We start from the raw sequence: 22005 nt of genomic DNA, 5'->3' as shown, positions 1-22005 counted from the left end.
CGTTCCTCCGTCATGGATACCACCGGTTACACGTATCGGGGGAGTGCCTCGGTTCAATCGACAGTGGTGCGAGGGTGACGATGGCCACCTCCTTCTGGGTCGAGGCGCCCGCGTCGGGAGCGCTGCGCGAGGAGCCGGTCGCGGACGCGCAGCCCGGCGAAGTGCGCGTCCGCACGTTGTACACGGGCGTCAGCCGGGGCACGGAGTCCCTGGTGTTCCGCGGTGAGGTGCCCGAGACCGAGCGGCAGCGCATGCGCGCCCCGTTCCAGCAGGGCGACTTCCCCGGGCCGGTCAAGTACGGCTACCTCAATGTCGGCACCGTCGAACAGGGTCCGGAGCGTCTGCGGGGCCGGACGGTGTTCGCCCTCTACCCGCACCAGTCGTCCTACGTCGTGCCGGAGCGGTCGGTCGCCGTCGTGCCTGACGGTGTCCCGCCGCGCCGGGCGGTGCTCGCGGGGGCGGTCGAGACCGCGGTGAACATCCTGTGGGATGCCGCGCCCTTGGTCGGCGATCGGCTCATGATCGTCGGCGCGGGCATGATCGGGTGCGCGCTCGCCCGGGTGGCACGCGGCATCCCGGGTGTCACCGTCACGGTCGTCGACGTCGATCGTACGAAGGCCGGGGTGTGCGAGCGGCTGGGCGTGACCTATGCCCACCCCGGGGCGGCCCCCGTCGACCAGGACGCCGTGATCGATACCAGCGGTTCGGGCGACGGCCTGCAGCTGGCGATCGAGAGCGCCGCGACCGAGGGCGAGATCATCGAGGCGAGCTGGTTCGGCGATCGCCCGGTGAGCCTGCAGCTCGGCGGCGACTTCCATTCCCGCCGGCTGACGATCCGCTCCAGCCAGGTCGGCATGGTCTCGCCGCGCCGGCGAGGCACGCGTTCGACCGGCGACCGCCTGGAACTCGCTCTGAGCCTGCTGCAGGACCCCGGGTTCGACCATCTGCTCACCGGCGAGTCGTCGTGGCGCGAACTTCCCGCCGTCATGGCCAGGATCGCCGGCGGCTCGTCGCCCGGGCTCTGCCACACGATCGACTGGAGGGACTCCGCATGACCTACTCGCTGACCGTCCGCGACCACATGATGATCGCCCACAGCCTGGCGGGCGAGGTGTTCGGCCCGGCCCAGCGCCTGCATGGCGCCACCTACGTCGTCGACGCCACCTTCCGCGCGGCCGATCTCGACGCCGACGGCCTGGTGGTCGACATCGGGCGGGCCACCGAGGCGCTGCGCGGCATCCTGTCGACGCTGTCGTATCGCAACCTCGACGAGGAGCCCGAGTTCGCCGGCGTGAACACCACGACCGAGCGTCTGTGCAAGGTGCTGGCCGATCGGCTCGTCGTGGCTGTGCGCGCTGGCGAGCTGGGCGGAGGAATCGTCTCGGGGATCGAGGTCACGCTGCGCGAGTCGCACGTCGCCTGGGCGTCGTACGAGGTGACGCTGTGACCGCAGCCCCGCCCGTCGTGTGGTTCGTCGTCCCCCACGGGTTCGACGATCCGCAGCGGGTCAGCGGCGGGAACGTGTTCGACCAACGCGTCGAGGCGGAGCTGCGGCGGATGGGGTGGGTCGTGCGCCCGGTGGAAGCCGCGCCCGACGCTCCCGGCGACCCTTTCGACGGCGTGCCGGACGATGCTCTCGTGCTCGTGGACGGGCTCGTCGCGATCGGCGCCTCGTCTGCGGTCGAGGCCGCCGCCCGGCGGCTCCGGATCGCCGTGCTCGTGCACATGGTGGCCGACGCGTTCGAGCACGCCGACCCGCGCATGGTCGAGGGGGAGCGCGCGGCCCTGTCGCACGCGCACCGCGTGATCGCGACGAGCGAGTGGGCGCGCGACGAACTCGTGCGGCGGTGCCTCAGCCCGGCCGACCGCATCGTCGTGGCGACTCCCGGCGCCGATACGGCGTCGCCTGCGGCGGGCACCACCACCGGCGGCTCGCTGCTCTGCGTCGGCGTCGTCGCCCCTCACAAGGGGCAGGACACCCTGATCGAGGCGCTCGCAGGGCTCGCCGCCGACCCGTCGTGGTCGTGCACGATCGCGGGGTCGGTCAGCGCCGATCGGAGTTTCGCGGAGAAGCTGGAGACGGATGCCGCGCGCGCGGGCCTGTCGGAGCGGATCACGTGGACGGGCGTGCTGCCTCCCGATGACCTCGACGCCGCGTACGCGCGCGCGGATGTGCTGATCGCCCCCTCGCGCACCGAGAGCTACGGCATCGCCGTCGGCGACGCGCTGCGGCGCGGCATCCCGGTCATCGCCTCCCGCGTCGGAGGTCTTCCGGAGGCCGCGCAGCCCGAGGACGCGGCGATCCTGGTGCCGCCCGGCGATCCGACGGCGCTCGGCTTCGCGCTGCGGCGCTGGATCGAGGATCCGCAGCTGCGTGCGCGCCTGTCGGCCGCGGCGCGGCGTTCCGCCCCCGACCGCCCGTCGTGGCGCGAGACGGCGCGCACGATCGACCAGACGCTGGCGGGACTGACGTGAGCGTCGTCATCCCGGTGTCCGCCGACTGGCTGACGCTGCGAGAGCGAGCGGACGCGGAGTCGCGTTCGCGGGCGCTGGCGACGAGGGCGGCTCGGATGCTGCGCCCCCCGCTCACCGTGCACGACCTCGGCAGCGGCACGGGGTCGATGGTGCGCTGGCTCGCACCGCTTCTTCCGGGACCGCAGACGTGGGTGCTGCACGACTGGAACCCTGCGCTTCTCGGTCACGCGTCGCGAGCGGACGTGCACGACGCCGACGGCGGCCCGATAACGATGCGGACCCGTGTGGGCGAACTCGAGCACCTGCGCGCCGCCGACATCGAGGGCGCGTCGCTCGTGACGGCATCCGCGCTGCTCGACGTGCTCGCCGCGGATGAGGTGGAGGCCATCGTCGACGCGTGCGTCGCCGTCGGAGGGCCCGCGCTGTTCGGCCTGACGGTGAACGGCCGCGTCGAGCTCGACCCGCTCGACCCCGGCGACCGCGTGTTCGAGGCGGCGTTCAACGACCATCAGCGGCGCGTGGCGGACGCGCGACGCCTGCTCGGACCGGATGCCGTCCTCGTCACGGCCGACCTGTTCCGGTCGCGGGGCTGGTCGGTGAGGGTCGCGGACTCGCCCTGGACGCTGTCCAGCGCCGACCGTGCGCTCGTCGCGGAGTGGCTGGACGGCTGGCTCACCGCGGCCGTGGCGGAGCGCCCTGCACTGCGGGAGTGGGCGGAGGAGTACAGCCGGAGCCGCTCCGCCCAGCTCGCCGCGGGACGACTGCGCGTGATCGTGCACCACGAGGATCTGCTGGCATGGCCATGACCGTGGTCACGCGCCCGGAGACGGGCTCCCCCACGCCCTCTGCGGCGCGGTGGGGTTCGTGGATCCGTGCCGCGATCGGCCTCGCCACCCTGGCGGCGATCGTCGCCGTGGCCGGTGCGGAGCCGTTCGTCCGGGGTCTCGCGGCGGTGTCGCCCGCCGCCGTCGGAGCGGCCGTCCTGCTCGCGGCCGCCGCCACCGCGGCCGCCGCGTGGCGGTGGCGCATCCTGGCCGGACGCATGGGACTGCGCCTGGGATGGCTCGAGTCGATCGGCGCCTACTACCGTTCGCAGTTCCTCAACACCCTGCTGCCGGGCGGGGTCGTCGGTGACGTGCACCGGGCCGTGGTGCACGGGCGCAGCGTCGATCAGGTGGCCCAGGCGGCGCGGGCCGTCGCTGCGGAACGCGCGGCGGGACAGGCGGTGCAGCTCATGCTGGCCGTCGGGGTCCTGGCGGCGATCGGATTCTCGGCCTACAGTCCGGCCATGACCGTGTTGCTGGTCTCGGTGATGCTCGCGATCGCGGCGCTCACGATCGCCGCGGCGAATCGCCGGGCGCGCTCCGCGCTGGGGCGCGAATGGGCGATCCTTCGCGGAGCCTTCGCGACGCCCGGCGCTGTCGTCGGCGTCGTGGCGTCGTCGACGGTCGTCGTGGTCGCGCATGTCGCGACGTTCCTCGTCGCCTGCGCCGCCGTGGGCATCGACGCGCCCGCCGAACGCGTGGGCGCCGCAGCCGTGATTGCCGTGCTCGCGTCGTCCATCCCGCTGAGCGTCGGGGGTTGGGGCCCCAGAGAGGGCGCGGCGGCGTGGGCGTTCGGCGCCGTGGGCGTCGGGGCCGCCGCGGGGCTGACGGCGGCGACCGCGTACGGCGTGCTGGCGATGATCGCCCTCGCGCCCGGGGCCGCGATCGTCATGGTCTCGCTCGTGCGTCGGCGCCGTGGGGTCCCGGGGGCGGCGTCATGAGCCGGCCCTACGTCACCCTGAGCTGCGCCATGTCGATCGACGGCTACCTCGACAGCGAGACGCCCCAGCGCCTCGCGATGTCGAACGCCGAGGACTTCGACCGGGTCGACCAGCTGCGCGCCGCCAGCGACGCGATCATGGTCGGTGCCTCGACGGTGCGCCGCGACGACTGCCGCCTGCTGGTGCGCAGCGAGGAACGACAGCAGCAGCGGCTGGATGCCGGGCTCACCGCCTCGCCCGTGAAGGTCACCGTCACGGCGAGCGGTGATCTCTCGGCCGACTCCGCCTTCTTCACCGCCGGCGATGTCGAGAAGATCGTCTACTGTCCGCGGTCCGAGGGTGAGCGGATAACGCGCACGCTCGGCGGGGCGGCGACGGTCGTGGTGCTCGGCGAGACGGTGGCGATGCGCGACGTGGTCGCCGACCTCGGCGATCGTGGCGTCGAGAGGCTGATGGTCGAGGGCGGCGGGCGCATGCACACGCAGTTCCTCGTCGAGGAGATCGCCGACGAGTTGCAGCTCGTGATCGCTCCCTTCTTCGTGGGAGAGTCGCTGGCACCGCGGTTCGTCGGCGCAGGCAGCTTCCCGTGGACGGCGCACCGGCGCGCCCGGCTCGCCGAAGCGCGGCAGATCGCCGACGTGGTGCTGCTGCGCTACGCGCTCTCGGACCGGTTCGATGGCGGCGGGGCGTGACCTCGGGGCCGGTGCGGCCGGAGGGGGGCTCGGCAGCGCCGCGCTGACGATCCTGGCGTGCGCGACGCTGGTCGTCGCCCCGCTGGTCCCCGGTGCGCTCGGCGACGAAGGGTCGGGGGCGCTGCTGGCGGTGCCCGTCGAGTCGATCGTCGTCGTGCTCGTGCTGGCCACCGTCACGCATCGGCTCGCGCGGCGGGTCGTCGCAGGCGTCTACGCCGCCATCGTCGTGGTGGCCGTCGTCGTGGCCGCTCTCGACGTCGCCTACGAATCGACGATCGATCGCCCGTTCAGCCTTGCGGAGGACGGCGGGTCGCTCGTCTCGGCGTACGGGGTCGTGTCCGATGCGATGGGTCCGGTCGGAGCCGCGTCGGTCGTCGCGCTGATCCTGGCCGTCGCCACCCTCGTCGGATGGGGGCTGGCCGCCGCCGCGCTGCGGGTCGGGACGCTCGTCGCGCACGACGGTCGCCGGGGCCGGGGCGTGGTCTCCGCCGTGGCGGCCATCTGGATCGTGTGCTCTCTCGCGGGTGCCCAGCTCGTGCCGGGCGCGCCGGTGGCGGCATCCCGGACCGGCGAGGCCCTGGTCGAGTCTTCGTCCCGCGCCGTCGCCAGCCTGCGTGAGCAGGCGGCATTCGAGCGCGCACTCGCTTCGGACTCGCTCGAACCTGCCGCGGGCGACCTGTTCGCGGCGCTCGCCGGCAAGGACGTCGTGATCGCGTTCGTCGAGAGCTACGGCCGCGTCGCCGTGGAGCCCTCGGGTTTCACCGCGCCGGTCGACCGCGTGCTCGACGAGGGCGACGCGGTACTCGCCCGCCGCGGATACTCGGCGCGCAGCGCGTTCCTGACCTCGCCCACCTTCGGCGGAGTGAGCTGGCTCGCGCATGCGACGCTGCAGAGCGGCGTGTGGGTCGACACGCAGACGAAGTACGCGCGACTGATGACGGAAGACCGGATCACGCTGAGCAGCGCATTCGGAGACGCGGGGTGGCGCACCTTCGCGGTGGTGCCGTCGAACGACCGCGAGTGGGAGGAGGGTGAGGCGTTCTACGGATTCGACGCGGTGCTCGACGCCCGGAACCTCGGCTACCGCGGGCCCTCGTTCGGGTACGCGAGGATGCCCGACCAGTACACCTGGCAGACCTTCCACGATCGCGCTCTCTCCGGCGACGACGGGCCGGTCATGGCGGAGGTCGACCTCGTCTCGTCGCACACCCCGTGGACTCCGCTGCCGAAGATCGTGCCGTGGTCGCAGCTCGGCGACGGCCGCGTGTTCGCCTCGCAGCCGGAGGTGGGCGAGTCCGCTGTCACCGTCTGGGGCGATCCCGGGCGCGTGCGGCAGCTCTACGCCGAGTCCGTCGCGTACTCGCTCGAGGCGACGTTCTCGTACCTCGCGACCTTCGATCAGTCCGACCTCGTGCTCATCGTGCTCGGCGACCACCAGCCGTCGCGCATCGTCAGCGGCGACGACGCGAACAGCGAGGTTCCGGTGACGATCATCGCTCAGGATCCCGCCGTGCTCGAGCACATCGAGTCGTGGGGGTGGGATGACGGCGTGCACCCGTCAGCCACCGCGCCGGTCTGGCGCATGGACGCCTTCCGAGACCGCTTCATCGACGCCTTCAGCCCCTAGACGGTGGCCCGGGTCAGAAGACGATGGTGTGGTTGCCGTGGCGGATCACGCGGTCCTGCGCGTGCCACAGCACGGCGCGCGAGAGCACCTGGCGCTCGACGTCCGCTCCGCGGCGGGCGAGCTCGGCCACCGAGTCGCCGTGCGTCACGCGGATGGTGTCCTGGTCGATGATCGGGCCCTCGTCGAGGTCGTCGGTCACGTAGTGCGAGGTCGCGCCGATCAGCTTGACGCCGCGCTCCTTCGCCTTCTTGTACGGCTCCGCACCGATGAAGGCGGGGAGGAACGAGTGGTGGATGTTGATCACCGGCACCCCGAGCTTCTCGAGGAAGTCGGCCGACAGGATCTGCATGTACCGCGCGAGCACCACGAAGTCGACGTTGCCGGCGAGCAGCTTGACGATCTCAGCCTCCGACGCCGACTTGTCGGGCCCCGGTGTGGAGGGCACATGGAAGAACGGCACCCCGAACGAGCGCACGTCGTCGGCGGAGGTGGTGTGATTCGAGATGACCATCGGGATCGTGACCGGCAGGTCGCCGCGGCGGTGACGCCACAGCAGGTCGAGCAGGCAGTGGTCCTGCTTCGACGCGAGGATCGCCATGCGCTTCGGCACGGACTGGTCGGTGATCGTCCACTCGAGGTCGAAGCCCTCGCCGAGGGTGCGGGTGAGGTCGGCCTCGATCCCGGGCATGGCCGCGGCGAGGTCGGGCCGGTGGAACACGACCCGCTGGAAGTACGCGCCGCCGGTCGGGTCGTCGGAGTACTGGTCGAACGCGACGATGTTGCCCTGGTTGCGCGTGATGAGGGCCGACACCGCGGCCACGATCCCGGGCCGGTCGCTGCCGTGGACGATGAGGCAGGCGTGGTCGGGAAGCAGATGCGGGCTGTGGGCGGCCATGCATCGATTCTGCCCTGTCGTCGCGGGGCCCGTGACGCGGATAGACGCCCGGACGGCGATCGTCAACCCCCTCCGGCTCGTGTGCCGGTGCGCCTAGCGTGGTCGAACCGCAGATCCAGGGAGGAACCATGGCCAAGACCAGCACCATGAGCGCCGATATCGACGTCGATGCGCCGATCCGGCCCGTGTACAACCAGTGGACGCAGTTCGAGTCGTTCCCGAGCTTCCTGCACGCCGTGAAGGAGGTCACGCAGCTCGACGACACCCGCACGCGGTGGGTCGTGAGCGTCGGCGGCGTGCGCCGTGAGTTCGAGGCGGAGATCACCGAGCAGGTACCCGACCAGCTCATCGCCTGGGCGAGCATCGACGGCAAGACCCACACCGGCCGCGTCGCGTTCCGCCCGAACGCCGATGGCGGCACGCACGTCGATCTCGAGATGATGTGGCTGCCCGAGACGTTCGTCGAGAAGGTGGGCGCTGCCCTCGACCTCGACGAGCGCCAGGCCGAGGCCGACCTCAAGCGCTTCCAGTCGTTCATCGAGGAGCGCGGCCGCGAGACCGGCGGCTGGCGCGGCGAAGTGCACGACGGAGTCACCGAGCGCGATGCCGAGGCGATGAGCGGCGGCTACGGCGCCGATTCCCCGGCAGCCGCACAGCCCTCCAGCCCCCACTCCTCGGATGGCGACCGCGTCTGATCGGCGGTTCGGCCAGTGAGCCTGTGAGGGGCGTGCGTCAGCGCACGCCCCTCATCAGTTTGAGGACCGGCTTCACGAACACGAGCAGCACGGCGCCGACCGCGATCGCGATGAGGCCCAGTGTGAGGAAGTACGGCACCTCGCCCTGCGGGTCGTTCTCGGGGTCGTAGAAGCTCGCCAGCCAGCCCGCGATCGACGTGCCGAGGGCAACCGAGAGGAAGAACAGCGCCACCATCTGAGTGTGGAAGCGGGTCGGCGCCAGCTTCGTCGTCACCGACAGCCCGACGGGCGAGAGCAGCAGCTCGGCGACGGTGAAGACGAACAGGATTCCCACGATCGCCAGCATGGGGGTCGAGTTCGGCGCCCCGCCGGTGAAGGGCAGGAAGAGCAGGAACGCGATGCCCATGATGATCGACGCGAGGCCGAACTTCACGGGCGTGGATGGCTGCCGCGCGCCGAGCTTCGTCCAGAGGGCGGCGAACACGCCCGACAGGATGATGATGAAGATCGGGTTGATCGACTGGATGACCGACGGCGGCAGCTCGATGCCGAAGACGGTGCGGTCCAGCTGCTTGTCGGAGTAGATCGTCAGCACGGTGAACTGCTGCTGGTACAGCGACCAGAACGCGACGCTCACGAGGAACAGCGGGATGAATCCGAGCACCCGCGATCGCTCGAGCGACGAGATGGCCCGCGACGACAGGATCACGGCGAAGTACGCGACGGCCGCGACCACCGTGATCAGGATGACGACCTGCGCGAGGTTGTCGGCGCGGATCACCTGCAGGAGCACGAGGGCGACGATCACGAGCACGGCGCCGGCGGCGACTCCCACCCACAGCCCGTAGCGGTTGCGCGGCAGCGGGTTGGCCACGACGCTCGCATCCTTGGGCAGGCCGCGCCGGCCGAACGAGTACTGGATCAGACCGGCGGCCATGCCGATCGCTGCGAGCAGGAAGCCGGCGTGGAAGCCCCACGTCACCTGCGCCCAGCCGGTGAGGATCGGCCCGAGGAACGCGCCCAGGTTGATGCCGAGGTAGAACAGCGAGAACCCGGCGTCGCGTCGCGTGTCGTCGGAGGCGTAGAGCGTGCCGACGACCGCCGTCGCATTCGCCTTCAAGCCTCCCGATCCGACCGCGACGAGGATGAGGCCGACACCCAGGCCCCAGTACCCCGGGATCAGCGAGAGCGCGATGTGCCCCGCCATGATGACGATCGCGCTGTAGAACAGCACCCGCTCCGAACCGAGCAGCCGGTCGGCGACCCATGCCCCGAGGATCGTCGAGAGATACACCGTGCCGCCGTAGGCGCCGACGATCCCCGCGGCCGTGGCCTCCGGCATCCCGAGCCCGCCCTCGGTCACGGAGTAGTACATGTACAGCAGCAGGATCCCCTGCATGCCGTAGAAGCTGAACCGCTCCCACATCTCCACGAAGAAGATGTGGACGAGGGACCACGGCTGTCCGAAGAAACGCGTGTCGTGATCGCCTGGGCCCGCTGTGGCGGCCGCGTCGGTGCCGCTGCGCTCTGCGGCGACGGAGCCGGAAGTGGTGGCGGATGCCTCGGCCCCGGCCGCGGTCGCCCCGTCCGGCGCCCCGACCGGCACCTGCTCCGGATCCCGTTCGTCGCGCTCGCCCATCATCGCTCCCGTCGCCGCCCCCGGTGGATGACGTCAGGCTAGCGGCCCGCCACCGCGCTCGACAGTGGGCCCACGGTCACTCCGGGAGAGAGGGGTGCCGCTCCTGGGCCGAGCGGTGCCGCGGGATGAAGAGGGCGACGACGAACGCGATGACGGCCGCGGCGCCTCCGAGCAGGAACGAGAGCTGGAAGCCGGTGGCTGACGGCACGGGAGTGCCCTCGTACGACACGGTGAAGGTCGCCAGCACTGCGCCGACGATGGCGGCGGCGGTACTGGTGCCGAGCGAGCGGAAGAGCGCGTTGAGTCCGTTGGAGGCGCCGGTCTCGGACTGCGGCACCGACCGCATGATCAGCATCGGCATCGCCGCGTAGCCGAAGCCGATGCCGGCGCCGATGAGGAAGTTCGCCACGACCAGGTGCCACACCTCCGACGAGAACAGCAGGGTGAACCCGTACGCGGCGATGAGCGAGATCGCGCCGAGCACGAGCAGCAGCTTGGGTCCGACCGTGCGGGCCATCCGGCCGGAGAACGGTGAGAGCACCATCATCACGATGCCCGCGGGCATCACGACGAGGCTCGCGGCCAGGAGCGAGAGGCCGAAGCCGCCGGTGGCGACGGGCAGTTCGAGCATCTGCGGGTAGACGACGTTCGACGCGAAGAGCGAGAAGCCCATCGCGACCGAGGCGATGTTGGTCAGCAGCACCGGGCGCCGCGCGGCGACGCGGAGGTCGAGGAGGGGTTCGGCGATGCGCAGCTCGAACCAGCCCCAGGCCAGAAGCACGACCAGGCCGCCGACGCCGAGAGCGAGCACCGGCGGCGAGAGCCAGCCCCACTCGTTCCCGCGCGAGATCGCCAGCAGGATCCCGAGCAGACCGAGGCTCAGACCGGCCGCGCCGACGAAGTCGAACCTGCCGGCGGTGCGCAGCACGCTCACCGGAACGATCCACAGCACGAGTGCGAACACCACCGCTCCGAGGCCCGCGGCGACCCAGAACAGCACGTGCCAGTCGCTGCGCTCGGTGATGAACGCGCTGATCGGCAGGCCGAGAGCGCCGCCGACCCCCAGCGTCGCACTGATGAGGGCGATCGCGGTGTCGACGCGCTTCTCGTGCAGCACGTCGCGCAGGATCGAGATGCCGAGCGGCACGACGCCCACGACCGCCCCCTGCAGGGTACGGCCGACGATGATGCCGACGATGCCGGGCGAGAGAGCGGCGATCACCGATCCCACCACCAGCAGTGCGAGCAGCACGAGGACGATGCGCCGCTTGCCGTACATGTCGCCGAGCCGGCCCGAGATGGGGGTGATGATCGCCGCGGCGAGCAGGGTCGAGGTCACGACCCACGCGGTGTCCTCCCGGCTCGCGTCGAGCAGCTCAGGCAGCTTCGACTGGATCGGCACGACCAGCGTGAACATGAAGGACGAGGCGAGGCCGGCGATGGCCAGGACCGCCACGATGGCGCCCTGGCGCGGCATCCGGGTGAGTCTTCTTCTGTCGTCCTCATCCCGCGCGCGCATCCGTCCAGGCTATCCGCGCGAGGACCGCCCGGGCCGGAGTACCGTGATCGCATGGCCGACTCCGCGACCCCGCCGGGCATCGACATCCACGCCCTCGACACGATCGACGCCGTCCACACCGCGTCTCACGTGCTCGCCGAGGTGTGGGGCGGCGACCGCGGCGGGATGCCGCCGAATCTGCTCCGCGCGCTGGCTCACTCCGGCAATTACGCCGTCGGCCTGTACGAGGGCGGGCGCATGGTCGGGGCCTCCGTCGGCTTCTTCGCGCCGCCCGCCGCGCGCACCATGCACAGTCACATCACCGGAGTCGTGCCGGGCCTGCAGAGCCGGGGCCTCGGCAGGCTGCTCAAGCAGCATCAGCGGGAGTGGGCGCTGGCCCGCGAGGTCGGCCACATCACCTGGACGTTCGACCCGCTGGTCGCCCGCAACGCGCACTTCAACCTGTGCACGCTCGGCACGCGCGTGACCGAGTACCTCGTCAACCACTACGGCGCGATGGACGACGGCATCAACCGCGGTGATGAGACCGACCGGATCATGGTGTCGTGGGCGCTCGCTGCGCCGCCGGTGCCGACGCCGGAGGACGATCGGGTGGTGGCGTCGGTCGCGGTGCCGCACGACATCGAGTCGCTGCGGCGCACCGATCCGGCGGACGCTGCGGCCTGGCGCGTGCGCGTGCGCGACGAGATCATGCGCAACATCGCCGACGGCATGCGCATCGGCGGCTTCGACGACGAGCGCGGGTATCTGTTCGTCGCGAGGCGCTGAGGGGGGTCACGCGCGGAACGGCGGGAATCCGACGGGATGCGGCAGTCGAAGGCATCCGCTCGGTTCTAGGCTCGCGACATGCCCGAGTATCGCGCCCACTTCGACTTCGACATCCGCTTCGCCAACGGGGGAGCACTCGCCGGCACCGGCTTCCGCCTCGACCTGCCGTCCGCCGATGCCTCCGAGGACGAGATCGGCCGGCTGCTGGTGCAGCATCTCGGCCTGGCGCTCGTCGATGAGGTCGAGCTGCGCGGGCTGCGCGTGGTCGAGGAGGAGCACCGCGGCAGCCGAGGCGTGGCTTCCGCGGCCGCGACCGGCGTGGGCACACGGGTGGTCGATCTCAGTCATCCGATCCGCGCCGGGCTGGTGACGTATCCGGGGCTGCCCGCGCCGACGATCACGCCGCACCTGACCCGCGAGGACTCCCGTGCGCGCTACGCACCGGGCACGGAGTTCGCGATGGACATCCTCACGATGATCGGCAACACCGGCACCTACCTCGACAGCCCGTTCCACCGCTACGCGGACGGCTCCGACCTCGCCGGTCTCGACCTGGCCTCGCTGGTCGGACTGCGCGCCGAGGTCTTCCACCTCGAGGACGCGTGGGCGCCTGAGCGCCGCGGAATCCGGGCCGCCACCCTCGCCGATCGCGATGTGCGCGGCGCGGCCGTGCTGCTCCACACCGGCTGGGACCGCTGGTTCGGTCGGCCCGAGTACGGCTCGGGCGCCCCGTTCCTCACTGGCGAAGGCGCCCAATGGCTCATCGACTCCGGTGCCGTGCTCGTCGGCATCGACTCGCTCAACATCGACGACACCGAGTCGGGCGGGGAACGCCCTGCGCACTCGCTGCTGCTGGGTGCCGGGGTGCACGTCGTCGAGCACCTCACGAACCTCGGCTCGCTTCCGCCCCGCGGAGCCCGCTTCACTGCGGCTCCGCCCGCCGTCGAGGGGTTCGGCACCTTCCCGGTTCGGGCGTTCGCCGAGATCCCCGACTGACATCGACGTATCAGCGCGACGCTCGTGCGCTCCTCTTCTGCAGCAACGCAGAAGAGGAGACGATCATGCACGAGCACATCGAGCTCATGATGGCAGCGGTGACGGCGAAGCTTCGTCGCGAACGCCACCGCGCCGCCCGTCGCAACGGACCCCGCCGCGCACGCGGCACGTTCGTGCCGGTGGTCCCCGAGACACCTGCGCTGGCACTCGCCCACTGAGCGCGGCGGGTCGCGTGCCGGGCGTAGCCTGAGCGCATGCCCATCGCCACGCCCGCGGCATCCGTCGCCCTCGAGGGATTCGAGCTGCGCGTCCTGCATCTGCCGCTGGTATCCCCGTTCACCACGTCGTTCGGAACCGAGACCATCCGCGAGGTGATCGTCGTCCGCGCCCTCACCGCCGGCGGCGACGGCTGGGGCGAGATCGTCACCGGCGCCGCGCCGCTCTACTCGAGCGAGTACACGCAGAGCGCCTGGGATGTCGCGCTGCGCTTCCTGGTGCCCGCTCTGCTCGACCGCGGCACGATCGCACCCGAAGCGGTCGCCGGCGCACTCGCGCCGTTCGTCGGACACCGGATGGTGAAGGCCGGGCTCGAGCTGGCGGTGCTCGACGCCGCGCTGCGCAGCGAGGGCCGCGCGCTCGGGGAGTATCTCGGCGCGGTCCGCGACCGCGTTCCCAGCGGCGTCTCGGTCGGCATCCAGCGCGACCCGTCGGCCCTGGTCGACGCGGTCGGCGGATACCTCGACGAGGGCTACGCGCGCATCAAGATCAAGATCAAGCCCGGGCGCGACATCGCCGACACCGCTGCGGTGCGCGACGCCTTCGGCACGATCGCGCTGCAGGTCGACGCGAACTCCGCCTACACGCTCGCCGACGCCGACACCCTGGCAGAGCTCGACCGGTTCGACCTGCTGCTCATCGAGCAGCCGCTGCAGGAGGATGACCTCGTCGACCACGCGACGCTCGCCCGCAGGCTGCGCACGCCGGTCTGCCTCGACGAGTCGATCGTCTCGGCGAAGGCCGCCGCCGACGCGCTCGCCCTCGGCTCGGCATCCATCATCAACATCAAGGCCGGCCGCGTCGGCGGCTATCTCGAGGCGGTCGCGATCCATGACCTGTGCCGGGATGCCGGCATCCCGGTGTGGTGCGGAGGCATGCTCGAGACCGGCATCGGGCGCGCCGCGAATGCGGCGCTCTCCGCACTCCCCGGGTTCACCCTGCCGGGCGACGTCTCGGCGTCGGACCGCTTCTACACGCGTGACATCGTCACCGAGCCGGCGGTGCTCGAAGACGGGCACGTCCGCGTGCCGACCGGTCACGGCCTCGGCGTCGAGATCGATCCCGTCGCGCTCGACGACGTCACCGTCGTGCGGGAGACGCTGACGCGATGATGTCGCGTCTGAGGATGCGCGGGGCGGCGACCGCCGTGGCCGCCCTTCTCGCGCTGGCTCTGTCCGCCTGTGCACCCGGCGGCGAGGCGCCGGACGGCGAGGCGACGACGCCGAGCACCGGGCTCCCCGACGGCGTGACCGTCGAACTGCAGCAGGGTCGCTCCGACGTGGCCGCACGGCAGGCGCAGGTGGTGGTGCGCAACGGAACCGACGAGACGCTGGTCGTCGGTTCCGTCGAGGTCGAGGATCCGCGGTTCGCCGCCCCCATCGTCCGCGTCGAGGAGCGCGAGAGCACGATCGGGCCCGGCCGCACCGTCGGCATCCGGGTCCAGCTTCCCGACGCGGCGTGCGCAGGCGACGCGACGGAGGCTGTCGGGTCGACGGTGATCCTCGACTACACGCTGGGCGACGACTCCGGGCGCGCGTCGGCCGGCATCGAGGACCCGATCGGATTCATCGAGCCGCTCCATGTGCGCGACTGCCGTGCGGACGCCGTCGCCGATGCCGCCCACGTGTCGTTCACCGACTTCGATCCCTCGCCTCCGGGCGAACCGGCGGCCCTCATGCTCGGCATCGCGCCGACAGGGCGGTCGGCCGTGCTGATCTCGGGCATCCAGACCACGAACCTGATCACGTTCGAGGACGGCGGCGACACCGCGCTCGAAACGCTTCCGATCGGCCTGGAGGTGCGGGAGGGTGATACCGGAATGACGGAGGTGTCGCTGCCGATCGTCCCGATCCGCTGCGACCCGCACGCCGTGCAGGAGGACAAGCGGGGCACGATCTTCGACCTCGAGGTGGAGGTCGACGGCGAGCCCGGCGAGATCGAGCTCGCGGCATCCGAAGAACTCCGCGGCCAGGTCCTCACGTGGGTGGCCGACTGGTGCGGATTCGGCGGCTGAAGCGAAACCGACACGGTCCTCCATCCGCCGGTTTGCACTCCTCACGCGCGTTTGTCAACCCCTCGACGCGGGGCGGGGATGCCGCGAATCTGGGGTCATGACCGGACTCGCAGTCATCCTTCTCATCGTCGGCATCGTGCTCCTTCTGCTCGGAGTGTTCATCGAGGCCGCGAAGTTCCTGCTGTGGATCGGCATCGTCATCGTGATCATCGCGATCATCGCCTGGCTGATGCGCTTCATCCGCCGCCAGACCTGACACACCCCCATCGCTCCGTCGACCCCAGCGTCGGAGCACCGGAAAGGGCGGGACCCCCACGGATCCCGCCCTTTCGTCAGCCTGGACGGTGAGGGAGCGTGCTCGCCCGTAGGCTGTGCCGCATGAGCAACGTCGCTCCCCACGACCCGGCCGCCGCGCGCGGAATCTCCCGTCGCACGCAGTCGGAGGTGTACCGCGCCGGGATCAGCGGCGCCAAGCCCGCCGTTCCCGTCGATGCCCAGCGCCTCGAAGACGCGGCCCGCCGCGCGCTCAGCGCCGAGGCCTTCGCCTACATCGCCGGCGGTGCGGGCGCCGAGCGCACCATGCGCGCCAACGCGGCGGCGTTCGGCCGCTGGCAGGTGTGGCCGCGTCCGCTGCGCGACGTCGCCGCCCGCGACCTGTCGATCGACTTCCTCGGCCGCCGCCGTCCGACGCCCCTGCTGCTCGCCCCGCTCGGGGTGATGGAGATGGCGCACGACGACGCCGACCTCGCGGTGGCGCGTGCCGCGGCATCCCTCGGTCTGCCCCTCACGCTCAGCAACCAGGCCTCGTTCCCGATGGAAGAGGTGCGGGATGCCGCGCCCGACGGCTCGCGCCTGTTCCAGCTGTACTGGTCGGCCGACGACGACCTCAACGCATCGCTGCTGCGCCGAGCCGAAGCATCCGGGTGCGAAGCGGTCGTGATCACCCTCGACACGCACCTGCTCGGCTGGCGCACCCGTGATCTCGACCTCGCGTACCTCCCCTTCACGCGCGGCATGGGCATCGCGCAGTACACCAGCGATCCCGTCTTCCAGCAGCTCGTGCGCGAGCGCGTGAGAAGAGGAGCGGATGCCGCGGCCCCGCCCGCGCCGCCGGTGCGCCTCACCCCGCAGACGGTGGCGGCGGGCGTGAAGATCGCGCGCAAGGGCGCGGCGCTCACCGGGGGCGGACTGCGCGAGAACCTCCGTTCGCCGCTGCCGCGCGCCGCCGTCGAGACGTTCCTCGAGGTGTTCTCCACCCCCGCGCTGACGTGGGACGACCTCGTCAGAGCGCGGGCGTGGACGACCCTGCCCATCCTGCTCAAGGGCATCACGCACCCCGACGATGCGGCGCGCGCCGTCGACGTCGGAGCGGACGGCGTGTGGGTGTCGAACCACGGCGGACGCCAGATCGACCAGTCGGTGCCGACCCTCGAGGCTCTTCCGGCCGTCGTGGAGCGGGTCGGCGGGCGCGTGCCGGTGATCTTCGACTCGGGGGTGCGGCAGGGATCGGATGCCTTCATCGCTCTCGCGCTCGGCGCCACGGCCGTCGCGATCGGCCGCCCGTACGCGTACGGCCTCGGCATCGCGGGAGAGGACGGTGTGCGCGAGGCCGTGCGCAACATCCTCGCCGAGCTCGATATCACGCTGGGCCTGTCGGGGCACACCTCGATCGCCCAGGTCGGCCCGGGCGCACTGCGCGAGGCGTGACCGGCGCACCGTTCGTGCGAACTCGGGGGTCAGCACCCGTGTCGCCGTCGCGCCGCGCCTCTATGCTGAGGCGGTGACCACGCCTCCGCCGTACCAGCCGTCCTCTCCGTATGCCGCACCGCAGCCCCAGCCGATGAACCCGGCAGACGAGAAGCTCTGGGCGACCCTCATCAATCTGGGGGGCCTCTTCTTCGGATTCCTCGCCCCGCTCATCGGCTACCTGGTGCTGAAGGACCGCGGACCGTTCGTGCGCGCCCACTCGGCGACCGCGCTGAACTTCCAGCTGACGCTGCTCATCGCGTACGTCGTGGGCACCGTCCTGACGTTCGTGCTCATCGGCATCTTCATCCTGCTCGCGGCCTACGTGCTCAACATCGTGTTCTGCATCGTCGCGGCCGTGAAGGCCAACCGGGGCGAGTGGTACAAGTACCCGATGTCGATCGGCTTCGTCTCCTGACGACCTCGCTCCACAGCGTCGCGGTCGAGCCCGCGACGGGCCGGGTTCACCCTTAGGCTGGCCCCATGCCAGCCCCACGCCGGCGGGTCCTCGCCGCCTCCTCGCCCTTCTCGCCCGAGCGCGTCCGCACGCCCGCACGGCGCGGCGCCGCAGGCGCCGGAATCCTGATCGCGGCGCTGGCCCTCAGCGCCTGCTTCGGGGGAGGGGGCACCGAGGGCGGCGACTTCGGCGACGGCGACTTCGCCGACGACGGCTGCACGAGCGTGGTCGTGGCGACGTCGTCCGAGAAGGTCAACATGCTCGACGCGCTCGCCGCCGCGTTCAAGGATTCGCCCGAGCACGAGGCACTGGACGAGTGCGCGACCGTGCGCCCGATCAACGTCTCGTCGGGCGACGCCACGCGCTTCCTCACGTCGGGACAGGACTGGCCCGACGAGAACCCGCGTCGCTGGCCCACCATGTGGTCGCCCGCGTCGACGGTGTGGACGGAGCGCGTCGCCGCTGCGGCATCCGCTTCTCTCGTCGGCGAGCCCGAGTCGTTCACCCACACGCCCATCGTCTTCGGTGTGCCCGAGACGATGGCGAAGGCCCTCGGCTACCCCGGGTCGCCGATCGGCATCGCCGACTTCGAGCGTCTCTGCCAGGATCCCGAGGGCTGGGGCAGCGTCGGCAAGGACCTGTGGGGTTCCTTCAAGATCTCGAAGACGAACCCGAACACCTCGACGACGGGCCTCTCGGCGATCCTGATGCAGTCGTACGAGGCCTCCGGCAAGACCGACGGGCTCACCGCCGCCGATGTCGCCGCCGCGGCGGACTTCTCGCGGGTGTTCGAGGAGTGCGTGATCCACTACGGCGACACGACCGGCAAGGTGCTCACGACGCTGTACGACGAGACTCAGAACGGCGCGGGCGGCTCGGGCTACGTGTCGGCCGTCGCGCTCGAAGAGACGTCGCTGCTCAACTACAACCAGGGCAACCCCGACTCGCACACCGTGCAGCCGGGGGAGCAGCTCACCCCGCCGAAGGAGAAGCTCGTCGCGGTCTACCCGTCGGGCGGATCGATGTGGTCCGACAACCCGATCACGGTGCTCGGCGCCGACTGGGTGACCGATGCCCAGGCCGAGGCGGGCGCCGCCTTCGCGGCGTTCCTGCAGACCGAGGCCGCGCAGGAGATCCTCCCCGAGTTCGGCTTCCGGCCGCTCGACGAGACGGTCCCGCTCGGCGACCTCTTCACCGCGGCGTACGGCGTCGACCCGGCGGGGCCGGCGATCTCGCTCCCGCGGCCCGAGGTCGATGTCGTCTCGGCGGCCATCGATCAGTGGACGCAGATCCGCAAGCCGTCGTCGGTGCTCGAGGTGATCGACATCTCGGGCTCGATGGATGAGCCGATCGGCGACGGCCGGTCGAAGCTCGACGGCGCCATCGAGGGCGCGCAGGCGACCCTCGGCCACTTCCGCTCGAGCGACGAGGTCGGGGTCTGGGCGTTCACCACGGGCGTCGACTCCACGGCGGGCGAGAACATCGTCGTGCTGCGCGACGTCTCGCCGCTCGCGTCGGACCGCGAGTCGGTCGACGCGTCGCTCGACGACCTGCGCTTCGCGAAGCGCGAAGGCACGCCGCTCTACGACGCGATCGCGCAGGCGTACGACGAGATGACGAAACGTGCCGAGCCCGGTCGCATCAACGCGATCGTCGTGCTGTCCGACGGGCAGGACACCGACTCGTCGATCTCGCTCGACTCGCTCGTGGCGAAGATCGGCAAAGCGACGCGCGAGGGCGGCGACGACGCCCCGGTGCGCATCTTCCCGATCGCGTACGGCGAGGGTGCCGACACCGGCGCCCTGCAGCGGATCGCCGAGGCCACCGGTGGCCAGTGGTTCGATGCGTCGGACGCCGCGAAGATCGATCTCGTCTTCGCCTCGGTCATCAACAACTTCTAGGCGACGGCGAGCATGCACAACGCGATGGACGGCCAGGGCTACGTCGACGACGCCGTCGACGCGCTCGGCTCCGCCAGCGTGTACGTGTCGTCGGAGGTCGCCGATGCGGCATCGCTCCGCGACCAGCTCGCCCAGCAGATCGGCGACGAGTCGATCGGGGTGGCGGTCTTCTCCGACAACGCCGCGCTCGAGGCATCCGGACCCGACATCGTCTCCGAACTGGCAGCCGCGCACCCGGGCACCGCGACGATCATCGTGGCGGTCGGCGACGACCTGTCGGCCGGCTCCCGCGTGCTCGCGCCGGGCGAGGCGATGCGCGTCGCGAACGAGGCGGAGGTGTCGGCCCCCGACGTCGACGCCGCGCTCACCGAGACGATCCAGGGGGTCATCGCGCTCACGCCCGACGCGCCGTCGCCCGGCGGCGCCGACGCCGGGCCGTTCGTCGGCATCGCAGTCGGCGCGGCGGTGCTGCTCGCTGCAGGTGGCGCGCTCTTCGGCGTCATGCGCTCGCGGCGTCGCCGCACGCGTGGCGCCGCGGTGCGGCATCCGCTTCCCGATCCGGTGCGCACGCACGTGCAGACGCTGCAGATTCTCAGTGCCGAGTACGCCCACGCCGGGGCCGGCGGCATCGCGCAGGCGGGCGAGGTCTCCGCCGACGTCGGCCGGATCGCGTCCCACACGACCGAGCTCTTCGACCGCCTCGACCGCAAGGGCGAGGAGGGGCAGCGCGCGACCGCCGCCGTCGAGTACGGCGAGACGCTGCGCAAGCTCACCGGCGCGCTCGACCGCGACTACCTGCTCGACATCCTCATCCACCCCGACCTGTGGGATGACCCGGCCGAGCGCATCGACGAGGTGCGCAGCGCGCTGTCGGCGTTCTCGCTCGAGCTCGTCGAGAACATCAAGCAGGTCAACGCCCGGCGCGGACTGCACTTCCAGGTGTCGCTCGACGGACTCATCGGCCGTCGCAAGGAGCTGCGCGAGTGGGACCGGGAGTTCGAGCGCGCCGCCGGGGACGAGCCCGGATCGTCCAGCCGGCCCGGGTCCGACGACTAGAATCGACGGATGCCGCGGCGCTCGCCGCATCCGGCACGAACACCCATCCCGACCATTGGAGCCACCGTGGCCGAGCAGTCCCGCCTCGACAAAGTCATCGCCCTCGCCCGCCACCGCGGGTTCGTGTTCCAGGCGGGCGAGATCTACGGCGGATCCCGGTCGGCGTGGGACTACGGCCCCCTCGGCACGGAGCTCAAGGAGAACATCCGCCGCCAGTGGTGGCAGACGTTCGTGCGCGGCCGCGGCGACATGGTCGGCCTCGACTCGTCGATCATCCTGCCGAAGCGCGTGTGGGAGGCGTCCGGCCACGTCGCCACCTTCACCGACCCGCTGGTCGAGTGCCTGCAGTGCCACAAGCGGTTCCGTGCCGACAACCTCCTCGAGGACTTCGAGGCGCGCAAGGGCCGCAAGGCCGAGAACGGACTGGCGGATGTCCCGTGCCCGAACTGCGGCACGAAGGGCCAGTACACCGAGCCGAAGGCCTTCTCGGGCCTCGTGAAGACCTACCTCGGCGTCGTCGACGACGAGTCGGGCCTGCACTTCCTGCGCCCCGAGACCGCGCAGGGCATCTTCGTGAACTTCTCGAACGTGCTCACCGCGTCGCGCAAGAAGCCGCCGTTCGGCATCGGCCAGGTCGGCAAGGCGTTCCGCAACGAGATCACCCCCGGGAACTTCATCTTCCGCACGCGCGAGTTCGAGCAGATGGAGATCGAGTTCTTCACGCCGCCCGCCGAGGCGGGCGAGTGGTTCGAGCACTGGGTCCAGGCGTGCTGGGACTGGTTCATCGATCTCGGCATCGACCCCGAGAACATGCGTCAGTTCGACGTCCCCCAGGAGGACCGCGCGCACTACTCCGCCGGCACCATCGACATCGAGTACCGCTTCGGCTTCACCGGCAAGGAGTGGGGCGAACTCATGGGCGTCGCCAACCGCACCGACTACGACCTCTCCAGCCACACCGAGGCGTCGGGTCAGAGCCTGACGTACTTCGACCAGGCCTCCGGCGAGAAGTACATCCCGTACGTCATCGAGCCGTCGTTCGGCCTCACGCGCGCGATGATGGCGTTCCTCGTCGACGCATACCACGAGGAGGAGGCGCCCAACGCGAAGGGCGGCACCGACACCCGCACGGTGCTCAAGCTCGACCCGCGCCTGGCCCCGGTCAAGGTCGCGATCCTGCCGCTCTCGCGCAACGAGCAGCTCTCGCCCATCGCGCGTGAGGTGGCCGATGTGCTGCGCGGTGAGTGGAACGTCGACTTCGACGACGCTGGAGCCATCGGCCGCCGATACCGCCGCCAGGACGAGATCGGCACGCCGTACTGCGTCACGGTGGACTTCGACTCGCTCGACGACCGCGCCGTCACCGTGCGCGACCGCGACACGATGGGCCAGGAGCGCGTGGCGCTCGACGCCCTCCACGCCTACCTCAGCGAGCGACTCCAGGGCGCCTGAGTCAGAGAACCAGAAGAGGGGGGGGGGGGGGG

At 71.2% G+C, this 22005-nt stretch carries 22 protein-coding genes; 19 read left to right on the top strand and 3 right to left on the bottom strand.

What is annotated here, in order from left to right; genetic code table 11:
• Positions 1-80 precede the first annotated feature (80 nt).
• Genes MK786_RS06190 through MK786_RS06160 form a run of 7 tightly spaced genes read left to right on the top strand, consistent with a single transcriptional unit; the run spans position 81 to position 6559 of the window.
• On the top strand, positions 81-1055 hold the full coding sequence (locus MK786_RS06190; protein WP_241111367.1) for a zinc-binding alcohol dehydrogenase: 975 nt from the start codon (positions 81-83) through the stop codon (positions 1053-1055).
• Positions 1052-1447 (top strand): 6-carboxytetrahydropterin synthase, encoded by a 396-nt coding sequence (locus tag MK786_RS06185; RefSeq protein WP_241111366.1) that lies wholly within the window; start codon positions 1052-1054, stop codon positions 1445-1447. Before MK786_RS06190 ends, MK786_RS06185 begins: the two co-directional genes overlap by 4 nt.
• Positions 1444-2475, top strand: coding sequence for a glycosyltransferase family 4 protein (locus MK786_RS06180; protein WP_241111365.1), 1032 nt, complete (start codon positions 1444-1446; stop codon positions 2473-2475). Before MK786_RS06185 ends, MK786_RS06180 begins: the two co-directional genes overlap by 4 nt.
• Positions 2472-3281 carry a class I SAM-dependent methyltransferase gene (locus MK786_RS06175; RefSeq protein ID WP_241111364.1) on the top strand — a complete coding sequence of 270 codons (810 nt, stop codon included), beginning with the start codon at positions 2472-2474 and terminating at the stop codon, positions 3279-3281. Before MK786_RS06180 ends, MK786_RS06175 begins: the two co-directional genes overlap by 4 nt.
• The gene (locus tag MK786_RS06170; RefSeq protein ID WP_241111363.1) at positions 3272-4240 is read left to right on the top strand and encodes a lysylphosphatidylglycerol synthase domain-containing protein; all 969 of its coding nucleotides are present in this window, start codon (positions 3272-3274) and stop codon (positions 4238-4240) included. Before MK786_RS06175 ends, MK786_RS06170 begins: the two co-directional genes overlap by 10 nt.
• Positions 4237-4932, top strand: a complete 696-nt coding sequence (locus tag MK786_RS06165) for a dihydrofolate reductase family protein (RefSeq protein WP_241111362.1) — start codon at positions 4237-4239, stop codon at positions 4930-4932. The genes MK786_RS06170 and MK786_RS06165 overlap by 4 nt, the downstream gene beginning before the upstream one ends.
• The gene (locus tag MK786_RS06160; RefSeq protein WP_241111361.1) at positions 4916-6559 is read left to right on the top strand and encodes a CDP-alcohol phosphatidyltransferase; all 1644 of its coding nucleotides are present in this window, start codon (positions 4916-4918) and stop codon (positions 6557-6559) included. Before MK786_RS06165 ends, MK786_RS06160 begins: the two co-directional genes overlap by 17 nt.
• 13 nt (positions 6560-6572) lie before the next feature.
• On the opposite strand, the gene purU is transcribed toward MK786_RS06160, so the two are convergent.
• The gene (gene purU, locus MK786_RS06155; protein WP_241111360.1) at positions 6573-7454 is read right to left on the bottom strand and encodes a formyltetrahydrofolate deformylase; all 882 of its coding nucleotides are present in this window, start codon (positions 7452-7454) and stop codon (positions 6573-6575) included.
• Between the two features lie 128 nt (positions 7455-7582).
• Between purU and MK786_RS06150 the strand changes: the two genes are divergently transcribed.
• On the top strand, positions 7583-8149 hold the full coding sequence (locus MK786_RS06150) for an SRPBCC family protein (protein WP_308220023.1): 567 nt from the start codon (positions 7583-7585) through the stop codon (positions 8147-8149).
• A 37-nt stretch (positions 8150-8186) separates the two neighbouring features.
• Here MK786_RS06150 and MK786_RS06145 read toward each other — a convergent pair whose 3' ends face one another.
• Together MK786_RS06145 and MK786_RS06140 are read right to left on the bottom strand one after the other, a co-directional pair.
• A complete protein-coding gene (locus tag MK786_RS06145) occupies positions 8187-9791 on the bottom strand; it encodes a peptide MFS transporter (protein ID WP_374200433.1) in 1605 nt (534 codons plus the stop codon).
• Between the two features lie 73 nt (positions 9792-9864).
• Complete coding sequence (locus MK786_RS06140; RefSeq protein WP_241111359.1) at positions 9865-11265, bottom strand: MFS transporter; 1401 nt, start codon at positions 11263-11265, stop codon at positions 9865-9867.
• 93 nt (positions 11266-11358) lie between these two features.
• On the opposite strand from MK786_RS06140, the gene MK786_RS06135 reads away from it, so the two are divergent.
• From MK786_RS06135 to MK786_RS06085, 11 genes are all read left to right on the top strand, one after another.
• Complete coding sequence (locus MK786_RS06135) at positions 11359-12075, top strand: GNAT family N-acetyltransferase (RefSeq protein WP_241111358.1); 717 nt, start codon at positions 11359-11361, stop codon at positions 12073-12075.
• A 78-nt stretch (positions 12076-12153) separates the two neighbouring features.
• Entirely contained in the window at positions 12154-13071 is a 918-nt protein-coding gene (locus MK786_RS06130) for a cyclase family protein (RefSeq protein ID WP_241111357.1), read from the top strand.
• A gap of 65 nt (positions 13072-13136) precedes the next feature.
• Complete coding sequence (locus MK786_RS06125; protein WP_241111356.1) at positions 13137-13289, top strand: hypothetical protein; 153 nt, start codon at positions 13137-13139, stop codon at positions 13287-13289.
• Between the two features lie 36 nt (positions 13290-13325).
• On the top strand, positions 13326-14459 hold the full coding sequence (gene menC / locus MK786_RS06120) for an o-succinylbenzoate synthase (RefSeq protein WP_241111355.1): 1134 nt from the start codon (positions 13326-13328) through the stop codon (positions 14457-14459).
• Positions 14456-15361 (top strand): hypothetical protein, encoded by a 906-nt coding sequence (locus MK786_RS06115; RefSeq protein ID WP_241111354.1) that lies wholly within the window; start codon positions 14456-14458, stop codon positions 15359-15361. The genes menC and MK786_RS06115 overlap by 4 nt, the downstream gene beginning before the upstream one ends.
• Positions 15362-15458: 97 nt before the next feature.
• On the top strand, positions 15459-15617 hold the full coding sequence (locus MK786_RS06110) for a hypothetical protein (protein ID WP_191764592.1): 159 nt from the start codon (positions 15459-15461) through the stop codon (positions 15615-15617).
• Between the two features lie 122 nt (positions 15618-15739).
• Positions 15740-17068, top strand: a complete 1329-nt coding sequence (locus MK786_RS06105; protein ID WP_241111353.1) for an alpha-hydroxy-acid oxidizing protein — start codon at positions 15740-15742, stop codon at positions 17066-17068.
• A 133-nt stretch (positions 17069-17201) separates the two neighbouring features.
• On the top strand, positions 17202-17525 hold the full coding sequence (locus MK786_RS06100) for a DUF4870 domain-containing protein (protein WP_241111433.1): 324 nt from the start codon (positions 17202-17204) through the stop codon (positions 17523-17525).
• Positions 17526-17590: 65 nt separating this feature from the next.
• Positions 17591-19465 carry a substrate-binding domain-containing protein gene (locus MK786_RS06095; RefSeq protein WP_241111352.1) on the top strand — a complete coding sequence of 625 codons (1875 nt, stop codon included), beginning with the start codon at positions 17591-17593 and terminating at the stop codon, positions 19463-19465.
• A 12-nt stretch (positions 19466-19477) separates the two neighbouring features.
• Positions 19478-20521 carry a hypothetical protein gene (locus tag MK786_RS06090; RefSeq protein WP_241111351.1) on the top strand — a complete coding sequence of 348 codons (1044 nt, stop codon included), beginning with the start codon at positions 19478-19480 and terminating at the stop codon, positions 20519-20521.
• 66 nt (positions 20522-20587) lie between these two features.
• Positions 20588-21973, top strand: coding sequence for a glycine--tRNA ligase (locus MK786_RS06085; RefSeq protein ID WP_241111350.1), 1386 nt, complete (start codon positions 20588-20590; stop codon positions 21971-21973).
• Positions 21974-22005: the final 32 nt, after the last annotated feature.

It is taken from the genome of Microbacterium sp. CFH 31415 (assembly GCF_022538185.1).
GTDB lineage: Bacteria > Actinomycetota > Actinomycetes > Actinomycetales > Microbacteriaceae > Microbacterium.
Note: the sequence above shows the minus strand (reverse complement) of the source record. Positions and strands in the feature narration are given on the sequence as shown.

Bases quoted from the DNA above. Each gene is read 5' to 3' on its own strand.
- MK786_RS06190 (WP_241111367.1), top strand. From the start codon at position 81: ATGGCCACCTCCTTCTGGGTCGAGGCGCCCGCGTCGGGAGCGCTGCGC.
- MK786_RS06185 (WP_241111366.1), top strand. From the start codon at position 1,052: ATGACCTACTCGCTGACCGTCCGCGACCACATGATGATCGCCCACAGC.
- MK786_RS06170 (WP_241111363.1), top strand. From the start codon at position 3,272: ATGGCCATGACCGTGGTCACGCGCCCGGAGACGGGCTCCCCCACGCCC.
- MK786_RS06165 (WP_241111362.1), top strand. From the start codon at position 4,237: ATGAGCCGGCCCTACGTCACCCTGAGCTGCGCCATGTCGATCGACGGC.
- MK786_RS06160 (WP_241111361.1), top strand. From the start codon at position 4,916: ATGGCGGCGGGGCGTGACCTCGGGGCCGGTGCGGCCGGAGGGGGGCTC.
- purU (WP_241111360.1), bottom strand. From the start codon at position 7,454: ATGGCCGCCCACAGCCCGCATCTGCTTCCCGACCACGCCTGCCTCATC.
- MK786_RS06150 (WP_308220023.1), top strand. From the start codon at position 7,583: ATGGCCAAGACCAGCACCATGAGCGCCGATATCGACGTCGATGCGCCG.
- MK786_RS06145 (WP_374200433.1), bottom strand. From the start codon at position 9,791: ATGATGGGCGAGCGCGACGAACGGGATCCGGAGCAGGTGCCGGTCGGG.
- MK786_RS06140 (WP_241111359.1), bottom strand. From the start codon at position 11,265: ATGCCGCGCCAGGGCGCCATCGTGGCGGTCCTGGCCATCGCCGGCCTC.
- MK786_RS06135 (WP_241111358.1), top strand. From the start codon at position 11,359: ATGGCCGACTCCGCGACCCCGCCGGGCATCGACATCCACGCCCTCGAC.
- MK786_RS06130 (WP_241111357.1), top strand. From the start codon at position 12,154: ATGCCCGAGTATCGCGCCCACTTCGACTTCGACATCCGCTTCGCCAAC.
- MK786_RS06125 (WP_241111356.1), top strand. From the start codon at position 13,137: ATGCACGAGCACATCGAGCTCATGATGGCAGCGGTGACGGCGAAGCTT.
- menC (WP_241111355.1), top strand. From the start codon at position 13,326: ATGCCCATCGCCACGCCCGCGGCATCCGTCGCCCTCGAGGGATTCGAG.
- MK786_RS06115 (WP_241111354.1), top strand. From the start codon at position 14,456: ATGATGTCGCGTCTGAGGATGCGCGGGGCGGCGACCGCCGTGGCCGCC.
- MK786_RS06110 (WP_191764592.1), top strand. From the start codon at position 15,459: ATGACCGGACTCGCAGTCATCCTTCTCATCGTCGGCATCGTGCTCCTT.
- MK786_RS06105 (WP_241111353.1), top strand. From the start codon at position 15,740: ATGAGCAACGTCGCTCCCCACGACCCGGCCGCCGCGCGCGGAATCTCC.
- MK786_RS06100 (WP_241111433.1), top strand. From the start codon at position 17,202: ATGAACCCGGCAGACGAGAAGCTCTGGGCGACCCTCATCAATCTGGGG.
- MK786_RS06095 (WP_241111352.1), top strand. From the start codon at position 17,591: ATGCCAGCCCCACGCCGGCGGGTCCTCGCCGCCTCCTCGCCCTTCTCG.
- MK786_RS06090 (WP_241111351.1), top strand. From the start codon at position 19,478: ATGCACAACGCGATGGACGGCCAGGGCTACGTCGACGACGCCGTCGAC.